Source organism: Gluconobacter sp. DsW_056 (genome assembly GCF_002153595.1).
In the GTDB taxonomy this organism is placed as follows: domain Bacteria; phylum Pseudomonadota; class Alphaproteobacteria; order Acetobacterales; family Acetobacteraceae; genus Gluconobacter; species Gluconobacter albidus.
Genome location: NZ_JOPF01000006.1, coordinates 108,869 through 124,286 on the forward strand (window position 1 = coordinate 108,869; position 15,418 = coordinate 124,286).

At 58.5% G+C, this 15,418-nt stretch carries 18 protein-coding genes; 5 read left to right on the forward strand and 13 right to left on the reverse strand.

From position 1 onward, the window contains the following. Positions 1-94: 94 nt before the first annotated feature. On the reverse strand, positions 95-637 hold the full coding sequence (locus HK22_RS05670) for a hypothetical protein (protein ID WP_086648617.1): 543 nt from the start codon (positions 635-637) through the stop codon (positions 95-97). Next, positions 637-942, reverse strand: a complete 306-nt coding sequence (locus HK22_RS05675) for a hypothetical protein (RefSeq protein WP_062108440.1) — start codon at positions 940-942, stop codon at positions 637-639. Before HK22_RS05675 ends, HK22_RS05670 begins: the two co-directional genes overlap by 1 nt. Before the next feature lie 196 nt (positions 943-1,138). On the opposite strand from HK22_RS05675, the gene HK22_RS05680 reads away from it, so the two are divergent. Next, positions 1,139-1,447 (forward strand): helix-turn-helix domain-containing protein, encoded by a 309-nt coding sequence (locus HK22_RS05680; RefSeq protein ID WP_011252760.1) that lies wholly within the window; start codon positions 1,139-1,141, stop codon positions 1,445-1,447. Between the two features lie 551 nt (positions 1,448-1,998). On the opposite strand, the gene HK22_RS05685 is transcribed toward HK22_RS05680, so the two are convergent. From HK22_RS05685 to accD, 3 genes are read right to left on the reverse strand one after another with little or no spacing between them, the layout of a single operon-like run. Next, positions 1,999-3,513: a replicative DNA helicase gene (locus HK22_RS05685; protein WP_077804001.1), complete on the reverse strand. Its 1,515-nt coding sequence runs from the start codon at positions 3,511-3,513 to the stop codon at positions 1,999-2,001. A gap of 44 nt (positions 3,514-3,557) precedes the next feature. Further along, the gene (locus HK22_RS05690) at positions 3,558-4,880 is read right to left on the reverse strand and encodes a folylpolyglutamate synthase/dihydrofolate synthase family protein (RefSeq protein ID WP_086648618.1); all 1,323 of its coding nucleotides are present in this window, start codon (positions 4,878-4,880) and stop codon (positions 3,558-3,560) included. Next, positions 4,880-5,749 carry an acetyl-CoA carboxylase, carboxyltransferase subunit beta gene (gene accD, locus HK22_RS05695; protein WP_086648619.1) on the reverse strand — a complete coding sequence of 290 codons (870 nt, stop codon included), beginning with the start codon at positions 5,747-5,749 and terminating at the stop codon, positions 4,880-4,882. Before accD ends, HK22_RS05690 begins: the two co-directional genes overlap by 1 nt. Before the next feature lie 287 nt (positions 5,750-6,036). On the opposite strand from accD, the gene HK22_RS05700 reads away from it, so the two are divergent. Beyond that, on the forward strand, positions 6,037-6,600 hold the full coding sequence (locus HK22_RS05700; protein WP_086648620.1) for an HdeD family acid-resistance protein: 564 nt from the start codon (positions 6,037-6,039) through the stop codon (positions 6,598-6,600). Between the two features lie 56 nt (positions 6,601-6,656). Here HK22_RS05700 and trpA read toward each other — a convergent pair whose 3' ends face one another. Both trpA and trpB read right to left on the reverse strand, forming a co-directional pair. Next, entirely contained in the window at positions 6,657-7,469 is an 813-nt protein-coding gene (gene trpA, locus HK22_RS05705; RefSeq protein WP_086648621.1) for a tryptophan synthase subunit alpha, read from the reverse strand. After that, complete coding sequence (gene trpB / locus HK22_RS05710) at positions 7,466-8,704, reverse strand: tryptophan synthase subunit beta (RefSeq protein ID WP_062028158.1); 1,239 nt, start codon at positions 8,702-8,704, stop codon at positions 7,466-7,468. Before trpB ends, trpA begins: the two co-directional genes overlap by 4 nt. Before the next feature lie 180 nt (positions 8,705-8,884). Between trpB and HK22_RS05715 the strand changes: the two genes are divergently transcribed. Then, the gene (locus tag HK22_RS05715; RefSeq protein WP_062028155.1) at positions 8,885-9,862 is read left to right on the forward strand and encodes a magnesium transporter CorA family protein; all 978 of its coding nucleotides are present in this window, start codon (positions 8,885-8,887) and stop codon (positions 9,860-9,862) included. Here HK22_RS05715 and HK22_RS05720 read toward each other — a convergent pair. The 5 genes from HK22_RS05720 to alr all read right to left on the reverse strand — a co-directional run bounded on the left by HK22_RS05720 (position 9,859) and on the right by alr (position 14,192). Further along, the gene (locus tag HK22_RS05720; RefSeq protein WP_086648622.1) at positions 9,859-10,305 is read right to left on the reverse strand and encodes a DUF934 domain-containing protein; all 447 of its coding nucleotides are present in this window, start codon (positions 10,303-10,305) and stop codon (positions 9,859-9,861) included. The two genes, HK22_RS05715 and HK22_RS05720, sit on opposite strands and share 4 nt — an antisense overlap. Further along, positions 10,292-11,965: a nitrite/sulfite reductase gene (locus HK22_RS05725; RefSeq protein ID WP_086648623.1), complete on the reverse strand. Its 1,674-nt coding sequence runs from the start codon at positions 11,963-11,965 to the stop codon at positions 10,292-10,294. The genes HK22_RS05720 and HK22_RS05725 overlap by 14 nt, the downstream gene beginning before the upstream one ends. Next, positions 11,962-12,279, reverse strand: coding sequence for a DUF2849 domain-containing protein (locus tag HK22_RS05730; protein ID WP_077803683.1), 318 nt, complete (start codon positions 12,277-12,279; stop codon positions 11,962-11,964). The genes HK22_RS05725 and HK22_RS05730 overlap by 4 nt, the downstream gene beginning before the upstream one ends. Positions 12,280-12,487: 208 nt before the next feature. Continuing rightward, entirely contained in the window at positions 12,488-12,934 is a 447-nt protein-coding gene (locus tag HK22_RS05735) for an Rrf2 family transcriptional regulator (protein WP_062028143.1), read from the reverse strand. Between the two features lie 85 nt (positions 12,935-13,019). Continuing rightward, complete coding sequence (alr, locus tag HK22_RS05740) at positions 13,020-14,192, reverse strand: alanine racemase (protein WP_198945490.1); 1,173 nt, start codon at positions 14,190-14,192, stop codon at positions 13,020-13,022. A 93-nt stretch (positions 14,193-14,285) separates the two neighbouring features. On the opposite strand from alr, the gene HK22_RS05745 reads away from it, so the two are divergent. Both HK22_RS05745 and HK22_RS05750 read left to right on the forward strand, forming a co-directional pair. Continuing rightward, the gene (locus HK22_RS05745; RefSeq protein WP_062028140.1) at positions 14,286-14,750 is read left to right on the forward strand and encodes an Lrp/AsnC family transcriptional regulator; all 465 of its coding nucleotides are present in this window, start codon (positions 14,286-14,288) and stop codon (positions 14,748-14,750) included. 80 nt (positions 14,751-14,830) lie between these two features. After that, positions 14,831-15,019, forward strand: coding sequence for a bacterioferritin-associated ferredoxin (locus HK22_RS05750; protein WP_062028178.1), 189 nt, complete (start codon positions 14,831-14,833; stop codon positions 15,017-15,019). A gap of 138 nt (positions 15,020-15,157) precedes the next feature. Here HK22_RS05750 and HK22_RS05755 read toward each other — a convergent pair. Further along, positions 15,158-15,418 (reverse strand): transposase (locus HK22_RS05755; RefSeq protein WP_143412389.1); only part of this gene is annotated, 261 nt, incomplete at its 5' end.

A 15,418-nucleotide genomic window follows, 5' to 3' on the forward strand; every position in this document is an offset into this window, starting at 1 on the left:
TTTAAGGAGATCGGCTTTGGATATTTATGTATAATTCTTCAGTATGCATTCTTTATATCAAAACTGCGCTCAGATAGCAAGCGATAATTTATCGTTAACAGGATTTTTTCCTGTTCTTCTTTTTGGAAATCACATCATAAACATGTGCAAGCTGCTCCAGAAGCAGCGCGCACTGGGCCGAAACCTTCATCCGCGCACGCCCCTCTGACAAAGCAGGATAAAGGTGACGCGCCATGGCCGAAAACGACATCTCACGCGCCAGAAGCATCTCGAGACGAACATGCGCACAAAGACCAAGCATCTCGCGGATCTGGGTCATCCGCGCAGAACACTGCCCGCGCCCGATCATCCATGTGTGGATGTCACCCCGCTCCCGGACACGACCGTCAGACGATGGATTTTCCATCACCCCAAGAGAGGCAAAAACATATTCGCGATACCAGCGATCCGCAGCCGCCAGTTCCTCATCTCCGATATCGCCCGCATCATACATGGACTGCACCGCATTCACGACCCGGAATATCTTGTCTCCCTCACGGATCTCGGAATGCTGATACCGTTCCGCAGTCGGCTTCACCATGACTTCAGATCCCCCATGACCACCTGCCAAAGGCACTTCCTGCACCATGCCGAACATCAGTTGATCTCCATGCCGGTGTCACGCCCACCCATCGGCTGCAATCCCGGAAAAACCGGCACCAGATCGGCTCCCCACAACGCATTCCAGGTTACAGGATGCCCCGCAGGAAGAGCGTCGGTCGTCTCCCTGTCCGTGATCACCCGCGTCCGCAGCGACGATGCCCCGGATGTTTTCTGAGCGGAACGACGACGCCCCTTGCGCGCACTTCCACGCTCGGGTAGCCAACCATCAGATGCAAGCATGGCAGCAAGGGAGCTTGCGGATACACGACGCGGTACGGAACCTGATTTGACCTGCCTCATTTCAATAGCCTTCCTCAGTACGAAACTTTGATTAATTTTGGCAAAATGCCACAGCATGTGATAAAAAAAACTTCTTCTGGATTTGGCATAAAGCCATTGCTAAAAAGGCCTCATGGCCAAACACAAGCGCCCTGACTCTCTGACCACACTCCAACGAGCCATCGGAACTCGCATTTCCTGGGCCCGTGAGCTCGTCATGCCCAACCAGAGCGAATGCGCCCGCCTGCTGGGCGTGGATGCTTCCACGCTGAACAAGATCGAACGCGGCGACCGTGCGCCCAGCGTCTTTCTCATCGCGGCGCTCTCGAACCGGCTGCGCGTATCGACCGATTTTCTTCTGAAAGGCGTCCTGAACGGTCGTACCGACGAAGAACTGGCCCTGCGGCTGGCTGCCCTGCACCCAGAACTGGTGCTCCAGCGGCAAGACATGGCTCCGAACACGGACAGAAACACGTCTTCCGACACACCTGATCCGCCCAAGAGACCAGATGAGGAGATCCATTAGTGGCCGTTTCACTGGTTTCCGTACGCATCTAAGTGCCCCCATTCGATACAACACGATCAATTCGCTTCATCGATGGAATGAACAAATCAGAAACATTTCCGGTCATCAGATATTCCAAACTCATGACCGGCTCCCTTCCTTCCTCGTCAGCCACCCCCATGGCGACTGCCGATTAACGATAAATTAATGGCACTTTGCCACTGGGTCAAGAAACAAATGTGGCTTTGAGCCATTATGACAGGTTTTAGCTGCTACCACTTTCTCGCATTGCAGCCATGATCCAGGACAAAAAACACCTTCCCCCTTTCGGGATTTTCCCGCAAAACTGATGGGAAGAGTTTCATATTTCAGCTTTTTTCAAGCACGGGATTTTCGTTAAAATCGCACCGGTTTTGTATTAATTAACCGATTGCGACGTTCTGTGTCCGCTCCTTAATCGCGGAATTCTCGAAAAGGCCGTAACGATTTTACCGCCTCTAAAGCGCGCCCCATTAACGGGACCCCTTTCCTAAATCGCGATGTTTTTCACAGTACTCACCCTCTGCGGAGCGCTACTCGTGAATAACGTCCAGATCTCCAAATCGGGTATATTCGCCTTCGAAATATAACTGGATCATTCCAGTAGGCCCGTGGCGCTGCTTCTCAAGAATCAGCTCAGCCTTGTTATGCACCAACGCCATCTTGCGCTGCCATTCTTCTGTGGCGACCTGAAACTTGTCGTTGCTGTCATAGGCACTGTCTTTGGGCTGACGCTGCTGCAGATAATACTCGTCGCGATAAACGAACATGACCGCATCCGCATCCTGCTCGATGGAGCCCGATTCGCGCAGATCCGACAGCATCGGTCGTTTGTCTTCACGCGATTCGACCTGACGCGACAGCTGGGACAGCGCAATCACCGGAACAGAAAGCTCTTTCGCAATCGCCTTGAGCCCCTGCGTAATCATCGAAATTTCCAGAACACGGCTGTCAGGCTTGGTCCCGATCGCAGGCCGCATCAACTGAAGATAATCCACAACAACAAGGCTCAGCCCCTGCGTCCGAGCCAGACGTCGACAACGCGTTCGCATGGCGGACAGGGAAATCGCCGGCGTATCATCAATATAAAGCGGCAGCCTCTGAAGCTCCCGCGCCACACGGACAAACCGGTCGAATTCCTTCTGCCCGATATCGCCACGTCGGATTTTCTCACCCGAGACCTCAGCTTCGCCCGACAGAATACGGGTCGCCAACTGCTCGGACGACATTTCCAACGAGAAAATAGCGACCGACCCCTTGGGCTTTTCCCCACTATCCTCAGCATCCCGCAGAATCGACCGAGCCGCCGAGAACGCAATCTTGGTCGCAAGCGCCGTCTTGCCCATCGCAGGACGCCCTGCAAGAATAATCAGATCGGAAGGATGCAAACCGCCTGTCCGCTTGTCGAAGTCCCGCAAACCCGACGTGAGCCCCACCACATCGCCTGTCCGCTGATAGGCCTTGGTCGCAACTTTGACTGCTTCCGTCAGCGCATTGGTGAACGAAACAAAACCGCCTTCCTGGCCCCGCTCCGTCGCCAGTTTGAACAGCGCTTCTTCGGATGCCGCGATCTGATCCGATCCGTCCAGATCCGGCCGCGCTCCAAAAGCATTGTTCACGACCGTCTCACCGATATCGATCAGCTGCCGCCGCACCCAGGCATCATGGATCACCCGCCCATAATCACCCGCATTAACGATTCCGACCATCGCCGTCAGCAGCTTGGCGAGATACGCAGGCCCACCCGCCGCATCCAGAACGCCCGTATGTTCGAATTCCGCCCGCATGGTCACGGGATCAGCCAACTGCCCCCGCTCGATCCGACGAGCAATCGCTTCATAGATCCGACCATTCAGCGGATCAGAAAAATGAGCCGGCTCCAGAAAGTCCGAAACCCGCTCATACGCCTTGTTGTTCGTCAGGATGGCGCCCAGCAACGCCTGTTCGGCAGCCACGCTGGACGGAGGACTGCGCCTCAGCAGGAGACCCAGATCTCCATCGTTCGAGGAAACATCAGAAGCGGACGGAGAGGAATGCAATTCGATCATGTTCACGCGCCCTTCTAACATCCCGCTCTGTCACCAGAAACGGATTAACTGGCGATCCAGCCATCCTCTGCCAGAACCACACCCGCCAGATAAAGGCTACCACAGATCAGCACCCGGGCCGGAGCACCCCCTGCGGCAACCAGACGCTCCAGCGCCTTTCTGACCGTCGGTCCGGCAATCGCACGTCCGCCAGAAGCTGCAACGATTTCCTCAACTGACATCGCCAGATGCTGCCCCGGCTCTGAAACAGCCTGAACCGACGTCGCCCTTTCAACAATCGGCCTCAGAAAACCCGACGCATCCTTGGTCTGTTTCACCCCCGCGATCACGTGGACAGGCCGATCTTTCCAGCCGTCGAGAACCGCCCCCAGCACCTGCCCGGCATCGGGGTTATGGCCGCCATCCAAGTACAGCTCCCACCCCTCAGGCAGCATTTGGGCCAGCAGGCCGTCCAGCCGCTGCAAGCGTGCAGGCCAGAATGTCCGGGCAATACCCTGATAGGCGGAAGGCGGCAGCTTCAGCCCAGACACACGCAGAGCCGCTACGGCCAGCGCCGCATTCCCGTCCTGATGCTGGCCTTTTAATGCCGGCAAAGGCAGCGAAAGCGTCCCGTCCGCATCCCGGTAATCCAGACCATCCATTCGCTCAGTGACGAAAATATCCTGTCCCACCACCCGAAGCGGCGCATCCAGTTCCTCAGCACGGTGCCGAATGACGTCCAGTGCATCCGGCGCCTGAGCGGCCGAAACAACCGGAACTCCGGCCTTGATGATCCCAGCCTTTTCCCCGGCAATCTCCGCGACAGTGCCACCCAAAAACGCTTCATGATCCAGACTGACCGGCGTAATCACACAGACAGCAGGCTTCGACACGACATTGGTCGCATCCAACCGCCCCCCAAGCCCGACTTCCAGAACCACCAGATCCGCAGGCACATGCGAAAACAGCAGAAACCCCGCGGCCGTCAGAACCTCGAAAACCGTAATCGGAGCGCCTGCATTGACCTGCTCGACTTCCTCGAGCGCGGCAACCAGCACATCCTCATCCACCAACCGTCCGGCCAGCCGGAACCGCTCGGTCACGCTCACCAGATGCGGACTGCTCATGACATGCACCCGCAACCCGGCTGCTTCGGCAATCGCCCGCAGATTGGCGCATGTACTGCCCTTGCCATTCGTACCCGCCACATGAATGACAGGCGGCAGATGACACTCGGGATGGCCCAGCTTCGCCAGGAGCACCTCAAGCCGTCCCAGCGAGAGGTCGATCAGCGCCGGATAAAGCTCCTGCAGGCGCGCAAGCACGGCACCCGACCGCCCCCGATATTCGCCGGACAGCCGAACAGGCGCCCCACGCTCCGCAGTCATCAGATCGCCGCGTCAGAAACGGTTTTCTGGCGCGTCATAATGCCCAGAATCCGCCCCAGCAGTTCCGGAAGCTCGGACCGCTTGGCTACGATATCGACCATCCCATGCTCGCGCAGATACTCCGACCGCTGAAAGCCTTCCGGCAGTTTCTCACGCACGGTATCCTGAATGACGCGCGGCCCCGCAAACGCGATCAGCGCGTTAGGCTCGGCAATATGCACATCCCCCAGCATCGCAAAGGATGCCGAGACACCGCCCGTCGTCGGATTCGTAAAGACGACAACATAGGGCAGACCCGCTTCCTGAAGCATCTGCACACCGATCGTCGTCCGGGGCATCTGCATCAGACTGACAACGCCTTCCTGCATCCGCGCCCCACCCGAAGCCGTGTAGACCACCAGAGGCGCTTTCTGCAGAACAGCCAGACGACAGGCCGCCACAAATGCCTCACCCAGCGCAGCCCCCATGGTCCCAAGCAGGAACTCAGGCGCCATGACCGCAACTACGGCCTTCTGCCCCTTGATCAGACCATGCGCAACCACAAGCGCTTCATCGAGATGGGATTTGTTCCGCGCATCCTTCAGACGGTCCGTATAACGCTTGGAATCCTTGAACCCCAGCGGATCGATCGGCATCTTCGGCAACTCGATGGTGGTGTATTCCCCGCCGTCAAACGTCCAGCCCAGACGCTCCTTCGCCGTCGCACGCATATGATGGCCGCAATGCGGACAGACCTTCTCGGAACGCTCCAGCTCCTTGGTGAGCATCATCTGCCCGCAGGATTCACAGTTGGTCCACAGATTGTCCGGCACATCCCGCTGAAGCAGGCCACGCAGCTTGGGTCGGACGTAGTCGGTCATCCAGCTCATGTCGTCTCATTACTTTCTGCCCGCCTTCAGAACAAAGGACGGAGTAGGGGGTAAAGCCCGGCGAAGGGCCACATTCTCTGGGCGCGTTTTAACGCCAGGCCATCGATTATGCCAGCCCATCCATCAGCTGCCGCACCTTATCTCTCCCGCCGACCATACAAAACATGTCATCCTCCCTGATACGAACCACGATATGACGCGTTGTGTCCCAAAACCGGCAGGCCCTCCAACACCGACCAGCCATTACAGACCCTGTTAACAGACCACGCTTCCAAACGGAGAAACCCATGTCCGACAGTTTCAACACCCTTCGGTTTACCAATCCCCAGGGCCTCAAGCCCGGCTGGTTCATTGGCTTCGGCGCTTTCCTGATCGTCCTCGGCATTCTGGCCGCCCTCGATACCATCGCCACAACCCTCGCCAGCATGGTGATCCTTGGCGCCCTGATGATCGTCGGCGGCGTCGCACAGATCATGCAGAGCTTCGCGCATCGCGGCCTTCCCGTCCCGAACCAGTGGCTGTCCGGGCTGATCGGCGGCCTTTACATCCTCGGCGGTATCCTCCTGATCGAGGAACCCGCAACCGGCTCGATCTTCATCACAGCCATTCTCGCAGGCTGCCTGATCTTTGCAGGCCTCGCCCGGACCTTCTGGGCAGGAGGCCATCGCAACAACAGAAGCTGGATCATGCTCGCCTTCAGCGGCCTCATTACACTGCTCGTCGGCATCCTGCTCTACATGACGCTGCCCTGGTCCGGCCTCTGGCTGATCGGCATGTTCATCGCTGTGGAACTGCTGATGGCAGGCTTCTCAACCGCCCTGTTCGGACTGTCCCTGCGTAACAACACCTGATCAGACCTTTTCCGGCAGGCCCTGCCTGCCGGAACCACATCTTTCAGACCCGAAGATCAAGCTCTGACAGCCGCAGCCAGCCCCTCAAGCTGCTCCAGAACAGCCGGAACGGTCCGCTCCGTCGCCTGCCCGTCTTCAAGCGTACCCGCCATGGTCTTGATCAGCGCAGAGGCCACAACAGCCGCATCCCCGATCCGCGACGCCGTCCGCGCCTGTTCCGGCGTGGAAATCCCGAAACCCACCGCCACAGGCAGACCGGTCGCTTCCCGAATGCGCGGCAGCGCTTTCTCCAGATCCGCGGCACTCGCACTGTTCGTACCGGTAATCCCAGTAATGCTCACATAATAGACAAACCCGGTCGCATCCCTCAGCACATGAAACAGACGGGAATTTGACGTCGTCGGCGCCACCAGAGAAATGATGTCCAGCCCGGCTTCCCGCGCATGCGCATCCAGCAGGTCTGCCTCCTCGGTCGGCATATCGACAACAATAATCCCGTCCACACCCGCCTGCGCCGCATCGAAACAGAACTCCGCCGGACCGTAACTGTCGATCGGGTTCAGATACCCCATCAAGACAATCGGCGTCTCACTGTCAGTTTCACGGAACGCCCGGACCATCTGAAGCACCAGTCCCAGCGTCGCCCCAGCCTTCAGCCCACGAAGCGCCGCCGCCTGAATCGTCGGCCCGTCTGCGGACGGATCGGAGAACGGCACACCGATCTCGATCAGATCAGCCCCCGCCGCCGGCATCGCCCGCAGCAGCTCCAGCGAGGTGTCATAATCCGGGTCACAGGCCTGAAGATACGGAATCAGCGCCCCGCGCCCTTCTTTTTTCAGAGCTGCAAAACGTGTCTGGATCCGGCTCACAGCTTCACTCCCAGATGATGCGCCACAGTAAAGATATCCTTGTCTCCACGACCCGAGACATTCAGGACGATGATCTGATCCTTCGCCATCGCCGGCGCGATCTTCATGACATGCGCCAGTCCATGCGCACATTCGAGTGCCGGGATAATGCCTTCCGTCCGCGTACAGACCTGAAACGCCTCAAGAGCCTCGTCATCCGTCACACCGACATACTCGGCGCGACCAATATCGTTCAGCCAGGAATGCTCCGGCCCGATCCCCGGATAGTCAAGCCCCGCGCTGATCGAGTGCGCTTCCTCGATCTGCCCGTGCTTGTCCTGGAGCAGATAGGTCCGGTTGCCATGCAGCACGCCCGGCCGCCCACGGGAAATGGACGCAGCCGTCTTCCCGGAATCCAGCCCGTGCCCCGCTGCCTCAACACCGATCAGCTTTACATCCGCATCATCCAGAAACGGATGGAAAATCCCCATCGCGTTCGAACCGCCACCAATGGCCGCGACAATCACATCGGGAAGACGCCCCTCGGCCTGAGTGATCTGCTCCTTGGTCTCGACCCCGATCACGGACTGGAAATCACGAACCATCTCCGGATACGGATGCGGCCCGGCCACCGTGCCCACGAGGAAATACGTATCCGCGACATTGGCCACCCAGTCGCGCATGGCTTCGTTCATGGCGTCCTTGAGCGTGCCCGCACCGGCGGTCACCGGCTTCACTTCCGCACCCAGCAGATGCATCCGGAACACATTAGGCTTCTGCCGCTCAACGTCCGTCGCGCCCATGTAAATGGTGCATTTCAGACCGAACAGCGCACAGACCGTCGCCGTCGCCACACCATGCTGCCCCGCACCCGTCTCCGCAACAATCCGGGTCTTGCCCATCCGCCGGGCTACGAGGATCTGCCCCATGACGTTGTTGAGCTTGTGTGAGCCCGTATGGTTCAGCTCTTCACGCTTGAAATAGACCTTGGCCCCGCCAAGCTCTTCCGTCAGGTGCCGGGCAAACCACAACGGGCTCGGACGACCGACATAATCTTTCAGGTAATAGTCCAGCTCCTCACGGAACGCCGGGTCGGCCTGCGCCGCGCGATAGGCCTCGTCCAGTTCGAACAGCAGCGGCATCAGCGTTTCCGCAACGAAGCGACCACCAAAAATTCCGAACCGTCCCCGTTCGTCAGGGCCGGAACGAAGCGAATTGGCCAGAGAGGAAGATAGGGGGGAAGATGTGTTCGTCATACCGCACTCGGTTCCACTTCAGGGCTCCAATGCGATACCAAGAGCAGCCCCTGCCGTCCATCCGTCTCGCCGCTTTCAGGCATGTTCCGCAACAATTCCCGACCAGGACCTTGCGATCCCGCCTCAGGCAAGACATGAGGAAGCCTCACAGCCTTTCCATTGCCCCCAAGGATCCGCCTGATGTTCCTCGTGCGCCCCGCAGGCGCTCCGGCCCGGGAAACCGGCCCGGACGTCGATATCTCCAACGCGGTCTGGCTCGACCTCATCAACCCGACTCTCGACGAGGTCGCCCGCGCAGAAAAAGCCCTCAACACCCATATTCCCCGCCGGAACGAGCTTGAGGAAATCGAAAGCTCCTCCCGCCACCACGAACAGGATGGCACCCTCTATCTTTCGACCCCTCTCGTCCGGCGAGAGGAAAATACGGCCTTTTCCCTGCCCATCGGCTTCGTCCTGACAGACAGACACCTCATCACGGTCCGCTATACCGACTATTATGGCTTCGACATCGTTGGTCGCCGTCAGGCCGAACGTGATCCCGCCAAAGGCAATCCTTCCGCCAACGAAATCCTCGTTGAAATCATCGAGGAAGTCATCAATCGCCTCGCCGACATCCTGGAAGGTCTCGGCCGGGACCTCGACGCCATCTCCAAACGCGTTTTCAGTACCGGCAGCCCCCGCGATCCGGCCAGGGCCGCCGAAATGCTGCGCGAAACCCTCCGCCGCCTCGGTCACAGCGGCGACCTCGCCTCCATGATCCGCGACAGCCTGCTCGGCCTCGACCGCGTCCTCATCTATCTCGGTGACAGAACCGAGAGTGAGCCGCAGGCCCTGAAAACCCGCATCAAGGTCGCAGGACGGGACATTGCGTCCCTCAACGATTTCGATGCCCAGACCGTCAACAAGGTCCAGTTCCTTCTGGACGCCACACTCGGCTTCATCAGCATCGAACAAAATGACGGTATGAAGGTCCTGACCGTCGTCAGCGCCATCGGCATCCTGCCAACCCTGATCGCAGGTATCTACGGCATGAATTTCCACGACATGCCCGAACTGTCATGGAAATACGGCTACCCCTACAGCCTGATTCTGATGGGGCTGTCGGTTATCCTGCCTCTGCTCTGGTTCTGGAGACGCGGCTGGTTCGGCGCCCGTTAAGAGGCTTCCTCAACCCGCAGCCCCGGCCCTGCGGAGCGCTCCGGCAGAACCGACCGCTGATATGCAACCGGAAACTGCCGAAGCTGCTTCTCCCAAAGCCCCGGATCCCCATTGCCGTTCTTCGGCAGAACGACACTGTCGACCCCACACCGGCGCAGAAATGCCGCCTGATCCGCAAGAATATGCCCTTCCGCGCGGATCTCGCCGGAGAACCGCAGATATTCACGCAGCTCCCGGGCCTGCGTGAACCCACGCCCATCCCTGAAAATCGGGAACCGCAGCACCACAAGATCCAGCCGGTTCAGATAAGGCCGCAGAAGCGCCGGATCGTCCGCACTCTCCAGCAGAACAGCCCGCGCATTATCCCGATCCGCCAGCTCCCCAACCGTCACCAGTACGTCATGGACCTGCGCGGTCCGCTCACCGAGTTCAAACAGCTTCATATGCCGCCTCCCTGAAAGGCTCATGCCCCAGACGCGTTAGAGTCTCCAGAAACGTCTCTCCACTCTCCCGACGCCCGAGATAACAGTCCACCAGCCGTGCGATCGCATCCACAGTCTCGTCTTCAGGCAATGCCGCCCCCAGAATCGTCCCGATCGCCGCACCATTCTCAGCCTGGCCACCAACCGTCAGCTGGAAGAATTCTTCTCCACGCTTGTCCACGCCCAAAAGTCCGATATGCCCGGCGTGATGGTGTCCACAGGCATTGATGCAGCCCGAAATATTGATCCGCAACGCCCCAATTTCCGCCTGAAGCGCCGTATCCGCAAAACGCGCCCCCAGCTTCTGCGCAATCGGAATGGACCGCGCATTCGCCAGCGCACAGTAATCCAACCCCGGGCACGCCACGATATCGCCGATCAGCCCGATATTCGCTTCCGCAAGCCCGACTTCCGACAGTCCAAGCCACAGATCCCGCAGCCGGTCCTTGCGGACATGCCCCAGAACCACATTCTGCAAATGCGTGATCCGGATTTCCCCAAACGAATACGCATCCGCCAGATCCGCCAGACGCCCGATCTGCGCAGAAGTCGCATCCCCCGGAATCCCGCCCGCCGGCTTCAGAGAAATAGTCGCAATGATATGCCCCGGATCGCGGTGAACATGCGTATTGCTCCGCACCCAGCGATCAAAGAGCGGATCCGCGCGCCGCTGCTCCGTCAGAACAGCATCCGCATCTGCCGGAGCCTCCAGCAACGGGACGGCAAACCGCGACCGGATCGCCGCAACCGCCTCGGGTGTCAGCCGATACCGCTCCAGATCCATCTGGGCGAGTTCCGCCTCGACAGCCTCGCGATAGGCCTCAACCCCGATCGCCTGAACCAGAATCTTGATCCGCGCCTTGTAGATATTATCGCGGCGCCCATGCGCATTATAGACGCGCAGAATGGCCTCAAGCGTCGCCAGCAGGTGCTCCTCGCGCACGCTGTCAAACAACTCTTCGCCAATAACCGGCGTCCGCCCCAGTCCCCCGCCCACGAAAATCCGGAACAGCGGGGCACCATCCTCACCCGGACGCGCCAGAATCCCGATATCATGAAAGCGCGCGGCCACCCGGTCATTCGGACTGCCCGAAATCGCAATCTTGAACTTGCGCGGCAGGAACGTGAACTCAGGATGCAGCGTGGACCACTGACGCAGGATTTCCGCATGAACCCGCGGGTCCACCAGCTCATCCGCCGCCGCCCCCGCATACTCATCCGCCGTCACATTGCGGATGCAGTTCCCACTGGTCTGGATGGCATGCATGTCCACCTCACCCAGCTCACGCAGAATATCCGGCGTATCCTCAAGCCGGATCCAGTTGAACTGGATGTTCTGGCGCGTCGTGAAATGCCCATAATCACGATCATACCGCCGGGCGATCTCCCCCAGCTTGCGCAACTGCCGACTGTCCAGAATTCCATAAGGAATGGCAACCCGCAGCATATAGGCATGAAGCTGCAGATACAGCCCGTTCATCAGCCGCAAAGGCTTGAACTCGTCCTCGCTCAGCGTTCCGTCCAGACGGCGCTTCACTTGCCCTTCGAACTCGGCAATCCGCGCCTGAAGAAAATCCCGGTCAATCCGGTCATACTGATAATGGCCGACAGGAACGCTCACTGTGCGGTCTCCACTGCAAATTCCGGATGAACGGTCGGGCCATGCGCCCGGATTTTTTCACGAACAGTCACGGGCTCCGGAGGAACAACAGGTAAAACTGCCGTATCATAGACCCCGACAACCCCTTCACGCTGGGCCTCTTCCACCGCCCGGGACAGCGCTGCCTCAGCCCCGTCCGCATCCAGCAAAACCGCATACCCGATCCGAAGATCCCAGGCCCCGTCCTCCCGCCACCACACGGTACGACCGTCCAGAAGCCGGTTGGCCGTCAGAACCAGCTTCTGACCGGGTTCGAGTCTTACAGGACGTTTCATCAGCGCTCACCTTCCTGACGAATGCGGACCTTGCCCTGCGGCTGGCCCCGTCATGAATGCGTCCTCATCCTCACTTCCAAACGGCAAGCAGAGGAAACAGCAAGGACATGGAACTCACCACACCAGATCAATGATTGATCTCTTATGGTAAGATATCCAGTCCTCTAAAACCTATTTTGTGGTTTTTTCAAAATACTTTTTTATAATGTTATATGGAAAAAGAAATGGGCGCCCGGTTGGGACGCTGCATTCCGGCTTCCTCCGCATTCTGAAGCAGATGCTCCAGAGTGACGGACGCCATCTTTTCCGATACCTCCTGATCCATCTGCTGCCAGAACGGCTCAAGAACCTTGGCCCGCAGAAGGTTGACACCCTCCTCAGGCATATCCGGATCTTCAGTCACAGTCCGGACAATTTCGTTCAGTGTGATGGTCCGTGGTGGCCGTCCAAGACGATAGCCCCCCTTCGGCCCACGCACGCTGGCAAGCAGCCCGGCCCGCGACAGCCCCTGCAACACAGGCTCAATCCCCCGCCGCAGCATGTCGCCACGACGGGCAATATCCGCGCCGCTCACCACCCCGGATCGCCCCGCATGGAAAGCGACATCAAGCATGATGGATACAGCGGTCAAAGCTCTGTCACGACGGAGATACATGAGAATTCCGATTTGCTACGACAGACGATGTCATCATGACATAGTCCGATTTCAGTTCGTCTATCTTGTTTTCCATGCTGGAATGTCAATCGCCCTTTTGGGACGTTTCTGCATTTCCAACATATTCCCGGCAAAAACGGTGCCCCAGAGACGTCAGGACCTCGTACCCGATTGTCCCTGCAGCCTCCGCCACATCATCCACACTGCGCCGCGGGCCGATCAGATCCACCATCATATCGGCCTTCAGCCTTCCCTCCGGCACATCCGAAATGTCCACGATCAGGGAATCCATCGAAACACGCCCCAGAATGGGCAGACAGATATCCTCAAACCACGCACAGCCCTGCCCGCTCCCATGTCGGGAGAAACCATCCGCATATCCGACAGCCACGGTGGCAATCTTCCGCGGTCGATCGGGACGATATGTCATGCCATAGCCCACACCCTCACCCGGCAAAATCTCACGGGTCTGCAGGACATGAGCCTGAAGCCTGACAACCGCAGACAAGGGGTTAGGGCCAGTCTGATTGGGCGCGATTCCATAAAGTGCCGCACCCGGACGAACGACATCCAGATGATAGTCCGGCCCCAGAAAAATCCCCGACGACGCAGAAAGACTCAACGGCGCAGACGGTAACCGCGCCGACATCTTCAGCATCTGCTGCCTCTGGGCGCCATTGGCAGGGTCCTCCGGCGCATCCGCACAGGCCAGATGACTCATGACCAGACTGACCTTCAGCCCATCCATAAGCATCTCGTCCTCACACAGTACATCAAGGTCGCCGTCGGAAAGTCCGAACCGTGACATCCCGCTATCGACCTGAAGCACCGCTTCCAACGGTTTCCCTACCCTGACCGATTGCGAGCGCCATACCGCAATCTGATCGAGACTGTTCAGAACCGGCCTCAGACCATACTGTACGCATTCTGCCGCCGCATCCGGCCTCGGGCCATGCAACACCGTAATCCGGACCTTTTCCGAAACCACGGAACGCAGCCTGATCCCCTCATCAACATGCGCAACGAAAAATTCTTTGGCACCGGAGCGTTCAAGAACCGGTGCAACGCGCTCGATACCCAGCCCATAAGCATCCGCCTTGACGACAGCCGCACACGAAGCGCCCGCAACGAGTGTCTGAAGATAACGATAATTGGAAGCAATCGCGTCCAGATCCACCGTCAGGCGGGCTCCAGCACGAGAGGAAGGCCACAGAGGATCGGAACATACGTTCATCATGAAAGATGAGACTACAGCCATACACTCTAGAATATCCTGCCGGATAATCGCATAATCTGCCGATAAGCGAAAAATATATGATCGAAACTGCGAAAATAGACCGATAGTTCCACCATGATCTTCGACCGCATCACCGAATCCATCCTGCGAATCCTTCAGCATGATGGGCGCCTTAGCAACGCCGACCTGGCACAGCGTGTCGGACTTTCTCCATCCGCGTGCCTGCGGCGCGTGCGCCTGTTGGAAGAACGCGGCATCATCCGCGGCTACCGCGCAGTCATTGACGAACGCTCCGCCCAGAAACTGACCACCGTCATCGTACAGATCACGCTCGAGCGCCTCACGGACGAAACGCTCCGCCGTTTCGAAGCCCGCATCCGGGAGTGCCCTGATGTCCGGGAGTGTTACCTCATGACAGGTGAAGCCGATTACCTTCTCCACGTTGCCGCCCGTGACCTTGCCGACTACGAACGCATCCACAAGGAAGAACTCTCACGGCTTCCAGGGGTCGTCCGCATCCAGAGCAATTTTGCCATCCGCCCTGTCGTTCAACGCTGGATCAGTCAGGACACACCTTAAAAGAAAAATGAGTTTGCGAACCATTTGCATTTAAGGTAGGCTTTCTAGATCGGATCCCGCGAATGAAAGCCTGCTTTTTCATGATCGTCTGCTCATGCAATGCGCTGTCCCATCACGACATCGAAATCGCAATCCACAACGGCGCTTCCCGTCCAGCAGAAATCTATTCCGCCCGAAAATGCACGGCAAAATGCGGCAACTGCGTCCCCGGAATCATCTGCCTGCTACGATCCGCCATTCAAAAAGCTCAGTCTGAACAAACGCATTAGGTGGAAAGCAGCGCCGCAACCACACCACACTGCGACAGACATTCACCCAAACGTCAGGCTGTTTCAGCATCAAACTGGAGCTAGAGAGCAAAAGGAGGACGCCCTCCCCTGCTCTCTGCTGAATAGGCTAATTTTTTTCTAGAGCTCGTGGACAAGGCTGATCCATAGGAAGGCTGAGGCGATCTGGACGAAGCCGAGGTAAGACTGCGCGGTCTTGTCGTAGCGGGTAGCAACACGCCGCCAGTTCTTGAGCCTGTTAAACATGCGCTCGATGCGGTTTCTGAGCTTGTAGGCATGCCGATTGTGGCTGGCGGGGTTTCGCCTCCCGTGTTTGGCCGGGATCACTGGCCGCGCGCCGGTGTATGCGATGTCGGCCCGGGTCTGGTCGGCATCGTAGCC